The 15405-nt window shown below is 62.7% G+C and carries 15 protein-coding genes; 2 read left to right on the top strand and 13 right to left on the bottom strand.

Going from position 1 to position 15405, the window contains the following annotated elements:
- Positions 1-75 precede the first annotated feature (75 nt).
- From secF to pdxT, 8 genes are all read right to left on the bottom strand, one after another.
- The gene (secF, locus tag ACSVIE_RS09685; RefSeq protein ID WP_442423669.1) at positions 76-1065 is read right to left on the bottom strand and encodes a protein translocase subunit SecF; all 990 of its coding nucleotides are present in this window, start codon (positions 1063-1065) and stop codon (positions 76-78) included.
- Positions 1065-2816 (bottom strand): protein translocase subunit SecD, encoded by a 1752-nt coding sequence (gene secD / locus ACSVIE_RS09680; protein WP_426002857.1) that lies wholly within the window; start codon positions 2814-2816, stop codon positions 1065-1067. Before secD ends, secF begins: the two co-directional genes overlap by 1 nt.
- Before the next feature lie 114 nt (positions 2817-2930).
- Positions 2931-3314, bottom strand: a complete 384-nt coding sequence (gene yajC, locus ACSVIE_RS09675) for a preprotein translocase subunit YajC (protein WP_442423668.1) — start codon at positions 3312-3314, stop codon at positions 2931-2933.
- Between the two features lie 156 nt (positions 3315-3470).
- Positions 3471-4532 (bottom strand): Holliday junction branch migration DNA helicase RuvB, encoded by a 1062-nt coding sequence (gene ruvB, locus ACSVIE_RS09670; RefSeq protein ID WP_426002861.1) that lies wholly within the window; start codon positions 4530-4532, stop codon positions 3471-3473.
- Positions 4525-5169, bottom strand: a complete 645-nt coding sequence (ruvA, locus tag ACSVIE_RS09665) for a Holliday junction branch migration protein RuvA (RefSeq protein ID WP_442423667.1) — start codon at positions 5167-5169, stop codon at positions 4525-4527. The genes ruvB and ruvA overlap by 8 nt, the downstream gene beginning before the upstream one ends.
- 96 nt (positions 5170-5265) lie before the next feature.
- Positions 5266-5838: a crossover junction endodeoxyribonuclease RuvC gene (ruvC, locus tag ACSVIE_RS09660; protein WP_426002864.1), complete on the bottom strand. Its 573-nt coding sequence runs from the start codon at positions 5836-5838 to the stop codon at positions 5266-5268.
- Between the two features lie 39 nt (positions 5839-5877).
- Entirely contained in the window at positions 5878-6633 is a 756-nt protein-coding gene (locus tag ACSVIE_RS09655; protein ID WP_426002865.1) for a YebC/PmpR family DNA-binding transcriptional regulator, read from the bottom strand.
- Between the two features lie 3 nt (positions 6634-6636).
- Positions 6637-7341, bottom strand: a complete 705-nt coding sequence (gene pdxT / locus ACSVIE_RS09650; RefSeq protein ID WP_426002867.1) for a pyridoxal 5'-phosphate synthase glutaminase subunit PdxT — start codon at positions 7339-7341, stop codon at positions 6637-6639.
- A gap of 88 nt (positions 7342-7429) precedes the next feature.
- Between pdxT and ACSVIE_RS09645 the strand changes: the two genes are divergently transcribed.
- On the top strand, positions 7430-8758 hold the full coding sequence (locus ACSVIE_RS09645) for a MurT ligase domain-containing protein (protein ID WP_426002868.1): 1329 nt from the start codon (positions 7430-7432) through the stop codon (positions 8756-8758).
- A complete protein-coding gene (locus tag ACSVIE_RS09640) occupies positions 8755-9495 on the top strand; it encodes a type 1 glutamine amidotransferase (RefSeq protein ID WP_426002869.1) in 741 nt (246 codons plus the stop codon). The genes ACSVIE_RS09645 and ACSVIE_RS09640 overlap by 4 nt, the downstream gene beginning before the upstream one ends.
- A 4-nt stretch (positions 9496-9499) precedes the next feature.
- Here the strand turns inward: ACSVIE_RS09640 and ACSVIE_RS09635 are convergent, their stop codons facing one another.
- The 5 genes from ACSVIE_RS09635 to thrS all read right to left on the bottom strand — a co-directional run bounded on the left by ACSVIE_RS09635 (position 9500) and on the right by thrS (position 15312).
- Positions 9500-10753: a CapA family protein gene (locus ACSVIE_RS09635; RefSeq protein ID WP_442423666.1), complete on the bottom strand. Its 1254-nt coding sequence runs from the start codon at positions 10751-10753 to the stop codon at positions 9500-9502.
- A gap of 138 nt (positions 10754-10891) precedes the next feature.
- A complete protein-coding gene (pdxS, locus tag ACSVIE_RS09630) occupies positions 10892-11818 on the bottom strand; it encodes a pyridoxal 5'-phosphate synthase lyase subunit PdxS (protein ID WP_442423665.1) in 927 nt (308 codons plus the stop codon).
- A 246-nt stretch (positions 11819-12064) separates the two neighbouring features.
- Complete coding sequence (pgsA, locus tag ACSVIE_RS09625) at positions 12065-12703, bottom strand: phosphatidylinositol phosphate synthase (protein WP_442423664.1); 639 nt, start codon at positions 12701-12703, stop codon at positions 12065-12067.
- Positions 12693-13283, bottom strand: a complete 591-nt coding sequence (locus ACSVIE_RS09620; protein ID WP_426002874.1) for an HIT family protein — start codon at positions 13281-13283, stop codon at positions 12693-12695. Before ACSVIE_RS09620 ends, pgsA begins: the two co-directional genes overlap by 11 nt.
- Before the next feature lie 19 nt (positions 13284-13302).
- The gene (thrS, locus tag ACSVIE_RS09615; RefSeq protein WP_442423663.1) at positions 13303-15312 is read right to left on the bottom strand and encodes a threonine--tRNA ligase; all 2010 of its coding nucleotides are present in this window, start codon (positions 15310-15312) and stop codon (positions 13303-13305) included.
- Between the last annotated feature and the right edge of the window lie 93 nt (positions 15313-15405).

The raw sequence follows: 15405 nt of genomic DNA, 5'->3' as shown, positions 1-15405 counted from the left end.
CGGGCAAGTCAAAGAGCCGGCCTCCGCGTGATGACAGAGGCCGGCCCAAGGGACGCTGAATGCTGCGGAACCGCTTTAGACAGCGGCCGCGGAACGACGGTGGTGGACCCTCTTGGCCTGCTTGACCAGTTCCGGTTCTCCTTGCCGCAGCCAGGCATACAGCGGCGCAGCAATAAAGATCGTGGCGGCCGTACCGATGAGGATGCCGACGAACAGCGCCAGGGAAAGGTCGCGGAGTGTTCCGGCACCGAGGAGCCCGGCACCGATGAAGAGAATCGCGGCCACCGGCAGCACGGCAACCATCATGGTGTTGATGGAGCGGACCAGGGTTTGGTTCACTGCCAGATTCACTTCCTCGCCGAACGTGCGGCGGGTGGACGTAGCGATGTCCGAGGTGTTTTCCCTGATCTTGTCGAACACCACCACAGTGTCGTACAGGGAATAGCTGAGGACCGTCAGGAAGCCGATGATGGCCGACGGCGTCACTTCAAAATCGCTCAGGGCGTAGACACCCGCCGTGGTGAACATGGTGACCACCATTCCCACCAGGGCTGACAGCGACATTTTCCAGGTCCGGAAGTACAAGGCCATCAGTACTGCCGCAAGGCCCACGAACACAGCCAGGCCGATCAGCGCCTGGCGGGTTACGTCCTGGCCCCACGTGGGGCCAACAAAGGTGGACGTCACCTCGTTGTCGGAGACACCGTACGCACTGGTCAAGCCCTCTTTGATCCGGAGAGTTTCCTCGTCAGTGAGTTGGTCGGTCTGGATGCGCATGGTGTTACCGGCTACATTCGCCACACGGGGTACCGCGCCGGCAACCACATCATGGACTGCCTTCTCCCCCAGCGAGGCGTCCGTGGTCTTGACATTGGAGACGGTGAATTCGGAACCGCCGCGGAACTCGATGCCCAGGTTGAATCCACCCTTGAGCAGGGGAATCAGGATGGACAGCGCCACGGCAGCAGCGGCGACGACAAACCAGATCTTCTTGGCGCCGACAAAGTTGTAGGACCGCTTGCCTGTGTAAAGCTCGTAACCGAAGGTGGCAAAGCTCGTGGTCATTACTTCTCCTCCTTGGTGCCCTGGGAAGTACCGGTCAGTTGGCCCTTCGCAGCAAGGCGCCGTTCGGCAATGGTCATGCGCCGCTCGGCCTCGGCGGAGGCACCGGCATTTCGTGTCCGCACGGGAACGGGCTTTTCGTCAGGAGTACGCAGCCGACCTGCCCCGCGGTAGAGCGGAACGGCGCCGAGCCGGTCAGGTGAAAGACCAGAGAACCTGTGGCCTTCGCCAAAGAACTTGGTCCGGGCAAGGAGCTGGAGCGTGGGGTGCGTGAACATGAAGACGACGATCAGGTCCGCCACGGCCGTCAGGCCCAAGGTGAAGGCGAAGCCACGCACGTTGCCCACTGCCACGAAGTACAACACCAACGCAGCCAGGAGGTTCACGGCCTTGGACGCAAGGACCGTCCGCTTGGCGCGCTTCCAGCCATTCTCCACGGCCGAGACCAGTCCACGTCCTTCGCGAAGCTCATCGCGGATGCGTTCGAAGTAGACAATGAAGGAGTCGGCGGTCTGGCCGATGGCCACGATCAAGCCGGCCACACCTGCCAGGGACAGGCGGTAGTTCTCGGTCCAGCCCAGAATGGCGATTGCCAAGTACGTCAAAACACCTGCCACCACGAGGGAGGCGATGGTGACCAGCCCCAGGGCACGGTACTGGAACAACGAGTACACCACTACCAGCAGGAGGCCGATCACGCCGGCAAGGAGGCCCAGCCGGAGCTGGTCGCTGCCGAGCGTTGCCGAGATTTGCTCCTGCGACTGGATCTCGAAGGAAATCGGCAAGGCGCCGTAGCGGAGCTGGTCGGACAATGCCTTGGCAGATGCCTGCGTGAAGTTGCCGGTGATCTGGGGACGTCCGTCCGTGATCACTGCCAGGGAGCGGGGAGCTGAAATTACCTGGTCGTCAAGGACAATTGCGAACTGCGCCTTGGGATCCTCGGTGCCCTGTGCCTGGGCCGCTACGTAGTACTGGTTGAGGCGTTCGGTGACCTGCTTGAACTTCTCGGTGGCATTGCCGTTGAAGACGATGTTCACGCCCCAGGAGTTCGTGACGGAACCCTGGGCACCCTGGACCTGCGTGAAGTCGGAGTCGGCGATGTCCTGGCCTTTGACTTCCACCGGGCCAAGAATGTACTTGATGGCCGGTGTCTGGGCAGTGGCAGCCTCGCACGTCACCAGGGGCTTGGCGGGGTCGGACCGTTCCCGCCTTTCCGTGGACGGGTTGACGCAGTCCAGCGCCTCGAATTCCTTGTAGACCTCCGGTGTTACCCAGTTGGTGTCACTGGCATTGGCCGGCTCAGCCGTTGGCTTGGGCAGTTGGTCATCCGGCGTGCGGGATTCCTCAGGAATCGCCGAGGGGTCCGCCGCGGCAATGACAGGACGGAAGTTCATGTCGGCAGAGGCCTGGATCAGGTCCCGGGTCTCCTTGGACGGAGTTCCGGGAAGGCTGACCACCACGTTGCGTCCGGACTGGGTGCTGATCTCGGCTTCGGCAACACCGGAGCCGTCCACGCGCTGGCGGATGATGGCAACAGCCTGGTTCAGCTGCTCCTCATTGATTTCGCTGGAGCCCTCAACCCGGGGCGCCAGGATCATCTGGGTACCGCCTTCGAGGTCCAGTGCAAGCTTTGGCGCCCAGCTGGCGTTGCCGGTCAGGACGCCGCCACCGAGGACGGCGGTGAGTACAACGAATATTGCGCCTAGCCAGGTCAGCACCCTGCGGGCTGAGTTTTTAGGGCCGGTCCGTGCCATGTTCGATCTTCCTGTTATCGCCGGACAGCCGCCGGCGGACGCCTGTAAGCGCCTGCCGGCGGCTCTCCGCTGCCGTAGAAGTTTTCTTGCGCGGTGTTGCCGCGACTGACGGTGCTAGTTGTCCTTCTTGTCCTCTTTGTTGAGGCGCGCGATGGTTTCCTCCGGCGTCTCGTTCGCTGCAGGAGCGTCGGCATCCGCGGCCGTGAGGGAAGAAGCATCGTTCGGAACCACCGGGGCTTCTTCTTCGACCTTGTCAAGGATCTTGGTGACGGCCTGGCGGTGAACCGTGGCCTCGTTGCCGGGAGAAAGCTCAAGAACAACCTTGTTCTCGGCGTCATCGATGGACACGATGCGGCCGAAGAGACCGAAGCTGGTCATGACGTCGACACCAGGAGCAAACTTCGACTGCATCTCAGCCTGCTGCTGCTGGGTCTTCTTGTTTTTGCGGAACATCATGAAGACAAAGAGTCCAAGCATGACGAACAGCAATATGGTCATTGGATCCACAGGGAAGTTCCGTTCTGTACTTACGTTCTGGTCCACGGCAACGTCCCCGACGATCCAGCAAGCACGCATGGATCAAGGACTCGAACGTGCCGAGCGTCATACCAGTCTAGAGGGTAAAGCTGAACGCATCATGTCAACCGGAGCGATTCAAACGATCGGCGTGGTCTGGTCCTCGTCAAAAAGGCTGAGGGTTTCCTGTCCGAAGACCCCGGCCGGCACAGCGTAGCCCAAGTGGGTCCAGGCAGAAGCCATGGCAATGCGGCCCCTTGGAGTCCTCCCCAGCAGGCCCTCCCTGACCAAATAGGGCTCTGCCACAGTCTCCACGGTCTCGGGCTCCTCCCCCACCGCAATCGCCAGGGTGGAAAGGCCGACCGGTCCACCATTGAATTTGGTGATGAGGGCTTCCAGCACAGAACGGTCCAAACGGTCCAGGCCGCGTTCGTCGACTTCGTACATATCCAGTGCCGCCGATGCGGAACGGGCGTCGATCTGGTCGATGCCGTGAACCAGTGCCCAGTCCCTCACCCGCCGAAGCAGCCGGTTGGCAATACGCGGCGTCCCCCGGGAACGCCCGGCGATCTCCGTAAAACCTGCCGAGTTCACCTTCAGGTCCAAAAGTCCGGCAGAGCGCCGAAGAACCAGTTCCAGTTCCTCCACGGCATAGAACTCGAGGTGGCCCGTGAATCCGAAACGGTCCCGCAGCGGCCCGGGGAGCAACCCTGCCCTGGTGGTGGCACCCACAAGGGTGAACGGCGGAAGTTCCAGTGGAATGGCTGTGGCCCCGGCACCCTTGCCGACCACGATGTCCACCCGGAAATCTTCCATGGCCATGTACAGCATTTCTTCCGCAGGCCGTGACATACGGTGGATCTCGTCCAGGAAAAGCACTTCGCCCTCGGACAATGAGGACAGAATGGCCGCAAGGTCTCCGGCGTGCTGGATGGCCGGCCCGCTGCTGATCCGCAGCGGTGCGTTCATTTCCGCCGCGATGATCATGGCCAGTGTGGTCTTGCCCAGACCCGGCGGACCGGACAGGAGCACATGGTCGGCGCTCCGCCCACGCAAGCGGGAGGCCTCCAGAACCAGGGAGAGTTGCTTCCTGACCCGGTGCTGCCCCACGAAATCATGAAGATTCTTGGGTCGGAGGGCCGCCTCGATGACCCGTTCTTCCGGCTCCTCGCCTCCCGCGACGAGTGACTGCTCAGCCACGGCTGCCTACGCGGTTGCCCGCACGCGCGCCATCCTGCCCAAGCCAGCGCAATGTTGCGCGGAGGATCTGCGCGACGTTTCCGGAGTCCACCAACTCCGGGGAATCCGCCATGGCTTTGTCGATGCTTCCCGTGGCGTCTTTTTCCGACCAGCCAAGGCTGGTCATGGCGGCCACTACCTGGGGCTTCCAGTCCGGTCCCGCCGCCACGGCGGGAGACGCAACGGCACCGGTGCCATGTGGGACCAGCTTTCCGGCAAGTTCGAGGACGATCCTGCTCGCGACCTTGGGCCCGATTCCCGGCACTTTGGTGAACGCCTTGTTGTCACCAGTGTGCGCTGCCATGCGGATGGCCTCAGGCTCATGGACGGCCAGGACGGCCAAGGCCAGTCGAGGTCCGACGCCACTGACGCTGAGCAGGACCTCGAACACCTCGCGTTCGTCGTCGTCGGCGAAACCAAACAGGGTCAGGGAATCTTCACGCACGATCATCGACGTGAAGAGCTTTGCTTCGGAGCCGACTTTGAGGTGGCTCAAGGTCTGCGGCGTGGCATACACGCTCATCCCCGCACCGTTGAGGTCGATCACGGCGGTGGACAGACCAACATGGGCTACTGTCCCGCGGAGAAAACTGATCAAAACCCGGCTCCTGACATTTATTGCGCCGGCCCGTGGGACTGGACCGCCACATTATCCGAACATATCTACGAATACCCTAGCAAGGGCGCCGGACAATCACCGCGACCGCCGCGCTTTTGCCTCAGCCTCCGCCCAGGCACGTTGGGCGGGGGTGAGCGTCCCTTGGCCGCCCGTTCCCGGTGCAGCCACACTGCCTGCCCGCCACGCGTGCGTCAGGGCCAAGGCCAGGGCGTCGGCGGCATCGGCCGGTTTTGGCGGCGCATCCAACCGAAGAATCTTGGTCACGAGCTTGGTCACGGCCTCCTTGTTGGCACCGCCGCTTCCCGTCACAGCCGCCTTGACCTCGGAGGGGGTATGCAGGGCTACGGGGATATTCCTGCGCGCCGCGGCTGCGATCACCACACCCGAGGCCTGGGCGACTCCCATCACGGTGCTCACGTTCATCTGCGAGAAGACCCGCTCCACCGCCACAACGTCCGGCTTGTGAAGGTCGAGCCATTCGTCGATCGCCTGCGCAATGGCGAGCAGCCGCTTGTCCAGGGAAAGATCCGCGGACGTTCCCACGACACCGACAGCAACCATGGTGGCGCGGCGGTTCCGTTCGATATCCACCACACCAATGCCGCAACGGGTAAGGCCCGGATCGACTCCCAATACACGAAGAGTCAATTCCGGGCCTTCCTGTCAGCGGTAGAGATTCCTTGGTGCCTACTCGGCGTCGAGCGCGGCCTGGACGTCGTCGCTGAAGTCCGCGTTGCTGTAGACATTCTGCACGTCATCGAGGTCTTCCAGGGCGTCCACGAGCTTCATGAACTTCTTGGCGCCGTCCAGGTCCAGGTCCACCTGCATGGAGGGGACGAACTCGACTTCATCGGAGTCGTACTCGATGCCGGCGTCCTTCAGGGCGTCGCGGATGGCCTGGATGTCCGACGGTTCGGAGTGGATCTCCCAGTTGTCGCCACTGTCCTTGACTTCCTCGGCTCCTGCTTCCAGGACCGCCATCAGGATGTCGTCTTCGCTGAGCCCGTTCTTGGGAAGGACCACCACGCCCTTGCGGGTGAAGAGGTAGCTGACCGACCCGGGGTCGGCAATGGTTCCACCGTTGCGTGAAATGGCGAGGCGGACTTCGGAGGCCGCGCGGTTCTTGTTGTCCGTGAGGCATTCGATCAGCAGCGCCGAGCCCTGCGGGCCGCGGGCTTCGTACATGATTTCGGTGTAGTCGACCACTTCGCCGGTCAACCCGGCGCCACGCTTGATGGCACGGTCGATGTTGTCGTTGGGGACCGAGGTCTTCTTGGCCTTGGTAACGGCAAGCTCGAGGCCGGGGTTGCCCGAAAGGTCGGGACCACCCATACGGGCGGCAACTTCGATGTTCTTGATCAGCTTGGCGAACGACTTTGCACGGCGGGCGTCAATGACGGCTTTCTTGTGCTTGGTGGTCGCCCATTTGGAGTGGCCTGACATGCTTTACGCTTCTCCTCTGATCATTCGAATAAAGAGTTCATGCACGCGCTTCTCGCCCGTCACTTCCGGATGGAAGGAGGTGGCCAGCAGGTGGCCGGAGCGCACTGCAACAATTCTAGCCAATCCGTGCAAAGTGGCCGTGTGGGTGGCATGGTCCGGATCGACCTGGGCGAGTACTTCAACGCCAGGTCCCACCCGCTCTACCCACGGACCGCGGATGAAGACGGCGTGGACAGGATCCACGGTTCCGCCCTCCGCCGCGCTGAATTCCAGTCCTTTGAAGTCGAGGTCGGTTTCGAAGGATTCGCGCTGGCGTCCAAAGGCGTTGCGGCGGACCGTGATGTCCAGGCCACCGAAGGTCTGCTGGGGATTGCCCTCGAGGTCGGTGGCGGGATCGGCAATCTGGTCCGCCAGCAGGATCATGCCTGCGCAGGATCCGTACACCGGAAGGCCGTCGGCAATCCGTTTCCGAAGGGGCTCCGCGATCTCGAAGATCCGGGAAAGTTTATCGATGGTGGTCGACTCGCCGCCCGGGATGATCAGGCCATCGACGTCGTCCAGTTCAGCAGGGCGCCGCACACCAATGCCCTGGGCGCCGGCGGCTTCCACGGCATGGATGTGTTCACGGAAATCGCCCTGGAGAGCCAACACACCGATCCGGAGCCCTGCACCCGGGCGCGATGAAGCGTCGGAAAGGGAATGGGTCATTCGACCATCATAGTGGCCCGGGCCTCAAACACCGTCCCGGCCGGCTTCCACCCCGGCTTCATGCCGCGTCTGGGATATATTACAGAGCATGTTTTCCTTCAGCGTTCCCCTCGGCAAGCTGGTCCGTTCCCTGTCCCGGCTCCGTGGTGGAGGGTCGGCTTTTCCCGGGCTGGTAGTGGAGAAAATCGATCCCGGCTTCATGCAGCGGACGCTGGCCTCACTCCCCCACGGCGTGGCTGTGGTGAGCGGTACCAACGGCAAGACAACCACCACGAAAATGGTGGTGGAGCTGCTCGAAAGCCAGGGCTTGAAGGTCTTCACCAACCGCACCGGCAGCAACTTCACCCGCGGCGTCGCAGCCTCGCTCCTCGGTGATGTGGACTGGAAAGGCACCCTGGACGCCGATGTTGCCGTCCTGGAACTGGATGAGGCCCATGCCGTTCATTTCGTCAACAAGGTCCAGCCGCGCTTCAGCCTGTTGCTGAATGTCCTGCGTGACCAACTGGACCGGTTCGGCGAAATCGACAAGACCGCCAGGCTGCTGGAACACATCGCCGTCAAGACCACCGAAACCGTGGTCCTTAACCGTGAAGACCCTCGGGTAGCGCGGATCGCGGATGTCCTGGCCGGGCCTTCGGCCCCCGGAACCGCGTCTGTGCGGTACTTCGGCCTCGACGAGTCGCTCCGCAGCACCTTCCCCAACGACGACGACATGCGTACGGCGACAGGTATTGCCTCCCCCGGTACCACGGTGGACGGCACCGACGGCGACGTTCCCGCCCGCCCTGCTGCCGACGTCGTACTCCGCCGCGTTGGTGCCCAGGACGCAGACTTTGAGTTCGACGGCGAAACTGTCACCACCACCATGAAGCTGCGGGGCGTCTACAACATCTTCAACGCTGCGGCCGCCCTTTCCCTGGCCCGTGCGATCCTCCATACCGGGGCTGTGGACACACCCAAACTGGTCAAGGCGCTGGGTAACGTGGCTCCGGCCTTCGGCCGTGGTGAAAGCCTTACTGTGGACGGCCAACCGCTGGAGCTGGTGCTCGTGAAGAACCCGAGCGGTTTCCGCCTGGGCCTGAAATCCTTCCCTGCAGGCGGCTATGCCACGATGATCGCGATCAACGACAACTACGCCGATGGCCGGGACATGTCCTGGCTGTGGGACGTGGAGTTCGACTCCTTGCGCACCAACGGGGTGGACCTGCTGACCGGAGTCCGCGCCTACGACATGGCCCTTCGGCTCCAATACGACGACGTGCGTTTCGGTGGCGTGGAACCTGACATCAATGAGGCCCTGCACGCCTTCATTGACGGCTCCAGGGGCAAACCCAAGCGGATTTTCTGCACCTACACAGCCATGCTCGCCATCCGGCGCGAACTGTCCAAAATCACCATAGTTGAGGTGGTCTCATGACCTCGGAAGCCCAGCCCGGCAAGGGAACCCTTCGCGTCCTGCAGCTCTACCCCAAGGACATGAACATCTACGGGGACTGGGGCAATGCCCTGGTGCTGAAGCAGCGCATCACGTGGCACGGCTACAAGCCGGAACTGCTTGAATACAACGTAGGTGACGACTTTCCGGATGACATCGACATTATTGTCGGCGGCGGGGGCCAGGACAGCGGCCAGGTGGTTATCCAGGAGGACCTCCAGTCCCGCGCTGAGCTGCTCCGCGGCATGGCCGACGACGGCGCACCCATGTTGGTGATCTGTGGGCTGTACCAGCTTTTCGGCAAGTTCTTCAAGACCAGTGCCGGCCCGGTCATCCCTGGTATCGGCATCCTCGACGTCGAAACCCATGGAACGGACGAGCGCCTGATCGGCAACGTCATCCTCAAGTCTCCCGAGTTCGGCGATGTCCTGGGATACGAAAACCACAGCGGACAGACCACCCTGGGTTCCGGCGTCGAGCCTCTTGGAACCGTCACCAAGGGCGCCGGCAACAACAGCAAGGACGGCCACGAAGGCGCCAGGTACCGCAACGTGGTGGCCAGCTACCTCCACGGATCCCTGCTCCCGAAGAACCCGGCGATTGCCGACTTCCTGATCAGGACAGCCGCCGAACGCAGGTTCGGAACCTTCGTTCCGGGAACGCCCGACGACGACTACGCCCGCCTCGCGCGCGAGCACGCAGCCCGCCGTCCGCGGTAGGGGCCTATTTCTCCTTGGTGATAAGCAGTTCGTGGGCTCCTGCTGTGGCAGCGCCCATCGACTCCACCACCGCCTTGGTGCGCTGGTGGGTGGCGGCGTCCGCCGCCGGGGAGGCACAGACACCCTGCGGGGCGTCACTTGCCACAGAGCACCAGCGGTAAGGATCACGGACAATGACCGACGGCGCCCATGCGAGGTCTGAGGTGGTCCACTGGCCGGCTTCATTCTGGCTGAACTGTGCGCGGACCAGCAGGCCCTCGTTATTGACGACGTACCAGGGCGAGAGTTCAGTGACCCCGTTGCCCAGGCCATAGACGATCCAGGTGCCTTTGTAGTTCTCGATCGGCAGGACAGAGTGGGTGTGGTGGCCGTAGATCATCGTGAACCGGCCACTGTCCACCAGGGCGTGGGCTACCTCCTGTTGCTGGAGGTTGGGCTCGCTGGCGTATTCGTCGCCGGCGTGCATAACACCCAGCACAATATCTGCGCCCAGGCTTCGCGCCTTGGCCGCCTTCGCGATCATGGCCTGCGGGTCCAGGGCATCGACCAACCACGGGTATTCCGGGATTTGCCCGTTGAGACCGTAGGTGCCGATGATCACGGCGACCGTGGCGGCTTCCGTTTTGAGCATCAGGATCTCCTGCGCTGCTGCTTCCGTACGGTAGGAGCCCGTGTGCTTCAGACCGGCGGCATCCAGTGCATCGAGGGTGCGGAGCAATCCTTCCGTCCCGCGGTCTATGGTGTGGTTGCTGGCCGTGGTGCAGGCCTGGTAGCCAACGTCCTTGGCGGCTGTAACGATCTGCGGCGGAACGTTGAAGGAGGGGTAGGCGGAGAACGGCCCGTCCGGGGTGGCCACCGGGGTTTCCTGGTGACAGATGGCCAGGTCGCTGTTGCGGATGTAGGGCCGCTGCCCTTCCAGGAGCGGCACGAAGGTGTACCCGGCCTGGCCCGCCGCGGCAGCATCCGCGCGGGCCTGCTGCCAGAGTTGGGTATGCACCAGCATGTCCCCGGTCACGGTGATGGACGTACAGCGGAGCGTGGGGCAGGCCGGCCCCTTACCCGGCGTTGGGGTCGGCGTTGGACTGGGGGTCGGCGCCTGGGTTTCGGTCGGTGCGGGGGAACCGCTCTGCTCCCGCGCATCATTTTCGGCGATGACGCCGCATGCACCCATGATCAGCAAGAGCGTCGCCGCAGGGAATACGATCGCTGTCCGCTTCAGTACGGCGCCTATGCGTGTGATCTTGCCCATAACCGCCATCCTACGATCGCGGAGCCGGAAGTACTTGGCGCGCCACCGTTGAGGACGCGAATCTTACGGTTTTAACGAACGACGCCGGGAGGCTGCCCTTCGCGGGCGGCCCTCCGGCGTCGTTGTGCTGCTTACTACAGCCGCTTACTACCAGCCGCGTTCGGCGAGGCGGTGCGGTTGCGGGATCTCGTCGACGTTGATGCCGACCATGGCTTCGCCCAGGCCGCGGGAGACCTTGGCGATCACGTCAGGATCGTCGTGGAACGTGGTGGCCTTGACGACGGCGGCGGCGCGCTGGGCCGGGTTGCCGGACTTGAAGATACCGGAACCGACGAACACACCGTCGGCGCCGAGCTGCATCATCATCGCAGCATCAGCCGGGGTCGCGATGCCACCGGCGGTGAACAACACCACCGGGAGCTTGCCCGTGGCGGCGACTTCCTTGACCAGCTCGTACGGGGCCTGCAGTTCCTTGGCCGCAACGTACAGCTCGTCCTCGGGAAGGGCGGCGAGCTGGGCGATTTCGGTGCGGATCTTGCGCATGTGGCCGGTGGCGTTGGAGACATCGCCGGTGCCGGCTTCGCCCTTGGAGCGGATCATTGCCGCACCTTCGTTGATGCGGCGCAGCGCCTCACCGAGGTTGGTGGCACCACAGACGAAGGGAACGGTGAAGTTCCACTTGTCGATGTGGTTGATGTAGTCCGCCGGGGTCAACACCTCGGACTCGTCGATGTAGTCCACACCCAACGACTGGAGGACCTGGGCCTCGACGAAGTGGCCGATGCGGGCCTTGGCCATCACCGGGATGGACACGGCGGCAATGATCTGATCGATCATGTCAGGATCGGACATGCGGGACACGCCACCCTGGGCGCGGATATCAGCCGGAACACGCTCGAGCGCCATGACAGCCACGGCGCCGGCATCCTCGGCGATGCGGGCCTGCTCGACGTTAACGACGTCCATGATGACGCCGCCCTTGAGCATCTCAGCCATGCCCCGCTTAACGCGGCTGCTGCCCGTGACGCTGTTCGCGGACGAACCGGCTTCGTTGCTTACATCTTGTGTAGACACAAAAACCCCTATGGGTAGATAAACGACCTTCTTGCCGGGGACACGGGCAGCCAAGGACCGCTTTCAACGCGCACCGGGTTTTCAGGTCATGGTGACCAAGTACTAGTAATAGTAGTCGCAGGACGGGGTCCGGCAGTACTTTCATTACTGCCGTCAGCGGGTGTGAACCGCAACTGGTAGGACAGCTGCACAACAGCAGTTGAGGGACTCTGGTCAGATGCCACTTCCCTGGAAGCGCTGCTGCGTTTAGGCCTGGGCGCCGCTTCCCATGCCGTTGGCTTCGGCCATGGCCTGCTTGCGTACTGTGGCCATGCGCTGGACGATCGTGACCACGCTGGCGAGTGCCAAAAGGATCATCGTGGCGAAGAGGACTACCGGCGGAAGTCCCAGCCCCGTCAACCCGGCGACCAGGAGCACGGACGCCAACCGCTCGGCCCTTTCGGCGATCCCTACCGATGCGTGGTAGCCCAAGGACTCCGCTTTGGCGCGCACGTAGGAAACCACCATGCCCAGGACGAGGCAGATGACCGATGCGGCGCCAATGGCAGCATCACCGCCCTGGGTGAAAAACCAGATGCCCAGGCCGGCGAAGATGGCACCGTCTGCGAGGCGGTCCAGGCTGGAGTCGAGGAAGTTTCCCCAGCCTCCCCTGCGCTCCTGGAGCCTGGCCATGATTCCGTCCACGACGTCGGAGAAAGCAAACACGGCGATCATCACCGAACCCCACCACAGATGCCCCAACGGATAGAGCACCAGGCCGCCAAAGATGACCCCGGCTGTTCCTGCAATGGTGACGGCGTCGGGAGACACGCCCATCTTCAGGAGCCAACGGGCTATGGGCGTGAAGAGGGAGGTAAAGAAGCCGCGCGCATGCCTATTGAGCATTCGATTCCCCCGGCCAGGCCTCGGCCACTGCCTTACGGACCTCGTCAAGGGTCTGGGTGATGGCCTTGGTCTGGGCGATGATCGGGAAGAAGTTGCCGTCTCCACCCCAGCGCGGTACAACATGCTGGTGCAGATGGGCGGCGATTCCGGCGCCACCGGTCACCCCTTGGTTCATCCCCAGATTGAAGCCGCTGGGGTTCGAGACCTTCCGCAGCACCCGCATGGCAGTCTGCGTAAGATCGGCGAACTCTGCGGTTTCCTCCACGGTGATGTCCGTATAGTCCGGCACATGGCGGTAGGGACAGATCAGCAGGTGCCCGGGGTTGTAGGGGAAGAGGTTGAGCACCACATAGCAGGTCCTGCCCCTGTGAACGATGAGGGATTCCTCATCGCTGCGGGTGGGACCGACGCAGAACGGGCAGTCATCCTTGTTCTTGAATTGGTCCTGCCCGCCCTTGATGTAGGCCATGCGGTGAGGAGTCCACAGTCGCTGGAACGCGTCCGGAACGCCCGCCAACCCGAAATCATCGGTTACCCCGGCGTCGTCCGGCAGGTTGCCCGCGCCTGTGTTCTCCTCCACCGTCATCCAGTCCGTTCCGTCAGCTCTCGCGGTTCTTTACGGCGTCGACGATCCGGCGGACCGCTTCTTCCACTGGCACGCCGTTGTCCTGGCTTCCGTCGCGGAACCGGAAGGATACTGCGCCGGCCTCAGCGTCCTCACCACCGGCAATCAGGACGAACGGGATCTTGTCCTTGCTGGCGGTGCGGATCTTCTTGGGGAAACGGTCCGAGGAAATATCCACCTCGGCGCGGATCCCCGCTGCCTTCAACTGGTCCACGACATCGAACATGTAGTCGTTGAAAGCCTCAGCAACCGGGATCCCGACGACCTGGACCGGAGCCAGCCAGGCCGGGAATGCGCCGGCATAGTGCTCGGTCAGGACACCCATGAAGCGCTCCACGGAACCAAACAGCGCTCGGTGGATCATCACGGGACGCTGGCGGGTTCCATCCGCTGCCTGGTATTCAAGCTCGAAGCGTTCCGGCAGGTTGAAGTCCAACTGGATGGTGGACATTTGCCAGGTACGGCCCAGGGCATCCTTGGCCTGCACTGAAATCTTCGGTCCGTAGAACGCCGCTCCGCCCGGATCCGGAACGAGTTCGAGGCCGGACGCCTCTGCTACCTCAGCCAGCGTCCGGGTGGCTTCTTCCCAAGTGGCGTCGTCTCCCACGAACTTTTCCTCGTTCTTGGTGGAGAGTTCCAGGTAGAAATCATCCAGGCCGTAATCCTTGAGGAGACCGAGGACGAAGTTCAACGTGGTGGTGAGCTCGTCCTTCATCTGCTCGCGGGTGCAGTAGATGTGGGCGTCGTCCTGTGTCATGCCCCGGACCCGGGTGAGGCCATGGACAACACCGGATTTCTCGTAGCGGTAGACAGAGCCGAATTCGAAGAGCCGCAGCGGCAGTTCACGGTAGGAACGTCCACGGGACCGGAAGATGAGGTTGTGCATGGGGCAGTTCATCGGCTTCAGGTAGTAGTCCTGGGCCGGCTTGCGCACAGTGCCGTCGTCATTCAGTTCGGCGTCGACCTGCATCGCAGGGAACATGCCGTCCTTGTACCAGTCAAGGTGGCCGGAGACCTCGTACAGGTGTCCCTTGGTGATGTGCGGGGTGTAGACGAACTCGTAGCCTGCGTCGACATGGCGCTGGCGGGAGTAGTCCTCCATGGCCTTGCGGATGATGCCACCCTTGGGGTGGAACACGGGGAGGCCGGAACCGAGTTCATCCGGGAAGGAGAACAGGTCCAGTTCGACACCAAGCTTCCGGTGATCACGGCGTTCTGCCTCGGCGATGCGTTCCTGGTAAGCCTTGAGGGCTTCCTTGGTGGGCCACGCCGTTCCGTAAATCCGCTGCAGCTGCTGGTTGTTCTGGTTGCCCAGCCAGTAGGCGGACGAGGACCGGGTCAGCGCGAAGGCGTTCGAGATGATCTTGGTATTGGGCAGGTGGGGGCCTCGGCAAAGGTCGCACCAAACGCTGTCGCCGCTCTTGCGGTCAACGTTGTCGTAAATGGTGATGTCGCCGGCGCCGACTTCAACGTTGACCCCTTCGGCGGAGTCTGCGGCGTCGTTCTTCTTGCCCAGCAGTTCGAGCTTATAGGGCTCGTTGGCCATGGCTTCGCGGGCTTCTTCTTCTGTAACGACGCGGCGGACGAACTTCTGGTTCTGGTTGATGATCTTCTGCATCATCTTTTCCAGCTGGCGCAGGTCTTCCGGAGTGAACGGTTCAGCGACGTCGAAGTCGAAGTAGAAGCCGTCGGTGATGTACGGACCGATGCCCAGCTTGGCATCCGGACGCAACTGCTGCACTGCCTGGGCCATGACGTGGGCCGTGGAGTGGCGGAGAACGTTGAGTCCGTCCGGCGATTCAATGGTGACGCCCTCCACCGTTGCACCGTCGGAAAGGGGCTGGTCAAGATCCTTGAGCACGCCATCGACACGGGCAACAACCACATCGCGGCGCTCGAAGAAGAGTTCCGCGCCGGTAGTCCCCTCCGTCACCTTGGTCTCTTCGCCATCGACGATGAGGGTGATCTGTTGGGCATCTGACACGGGTGTCTCCTATTCATTGTTGAGGCTTCATAGCTTGTGGCGTACGGGGACCACAGCCAGCCATCGTCAATCGTATCTGCTCCGGCGGAGGGG

The sequence above is a fragment of the Paenarthrobacter sp. NCHU4564 genome (assembly GCF_052156435.1).
GTDB lineage: Bacteria > Actinomycetota > Actinomycetes > Actinomycetales > Micrococcaceae > Arthrobacter.
This window is presented reverse-complemented; position numbering and strand designations above follow the sequence as displayed.

Coding starts and splice junctions, on each gene's coding strand:
- secF (WP_442423669.1), bottom strand. CDS start 1,065: ATGACCACGAGCTTTGCCACCTTCGGTTACGAGCTTTACACAGGCAAG.
- secD (WP_426002857.1), bottom strand. CDS start 2,816: ATGGCACGGACCGGCCCTAAAAACTCAGCCCGCAGGGTGCTGACCTGG.
- yajC (WP_442423668.1), bottom strand. CDS start 3,314: ATGACCATATTGCTGTTCGTCATGCTTGGACTCTTTGTCTTCATGATG.
- ACSVIE_RS09655 (WP_426002865.1), bottom strand. CDS start 6,633: ATGTCAGGCCACTCCAAATGGGCGACCACCAAGCACAAGAAAGCCGTC.
- pdxT (WP_426002867.1), bottom strand. CDS start 7,341: ATGACCCATTCCCTTTCCGACGCTTCATCGCGCCCGGGTGCAGGGCTC.
- ACSVIE_RS09645 (WP_426002868.1), top strand. CDS start 7,430: ATGTTTTCCTTCAGCGTTCCCCTCGGCAAGCTGGTCCGTTCCCTGTCC.
- ACSVIE_RS09640 (WP_426002869.1), top strand. CDS start 8,755: ATGACCTCGGAAGCCCAGCCCGGCAAGGGAACCCTTCGCGTCCTGCAG.
- ACSVIE_RS09635 (WP_442423666.1), bottom strand. CDS start 10,753: ATGGCGGTTATGGGCAAGATCACACGCATAGGCGCCGTACTGAAGCGG.
- pgsA (WP_442423664.1), bottom strand. CDS start 12,703: ATGCTCAATAGGCATGCGCGCGGCTTCTTTACCTCCCTCTTCACGCCC.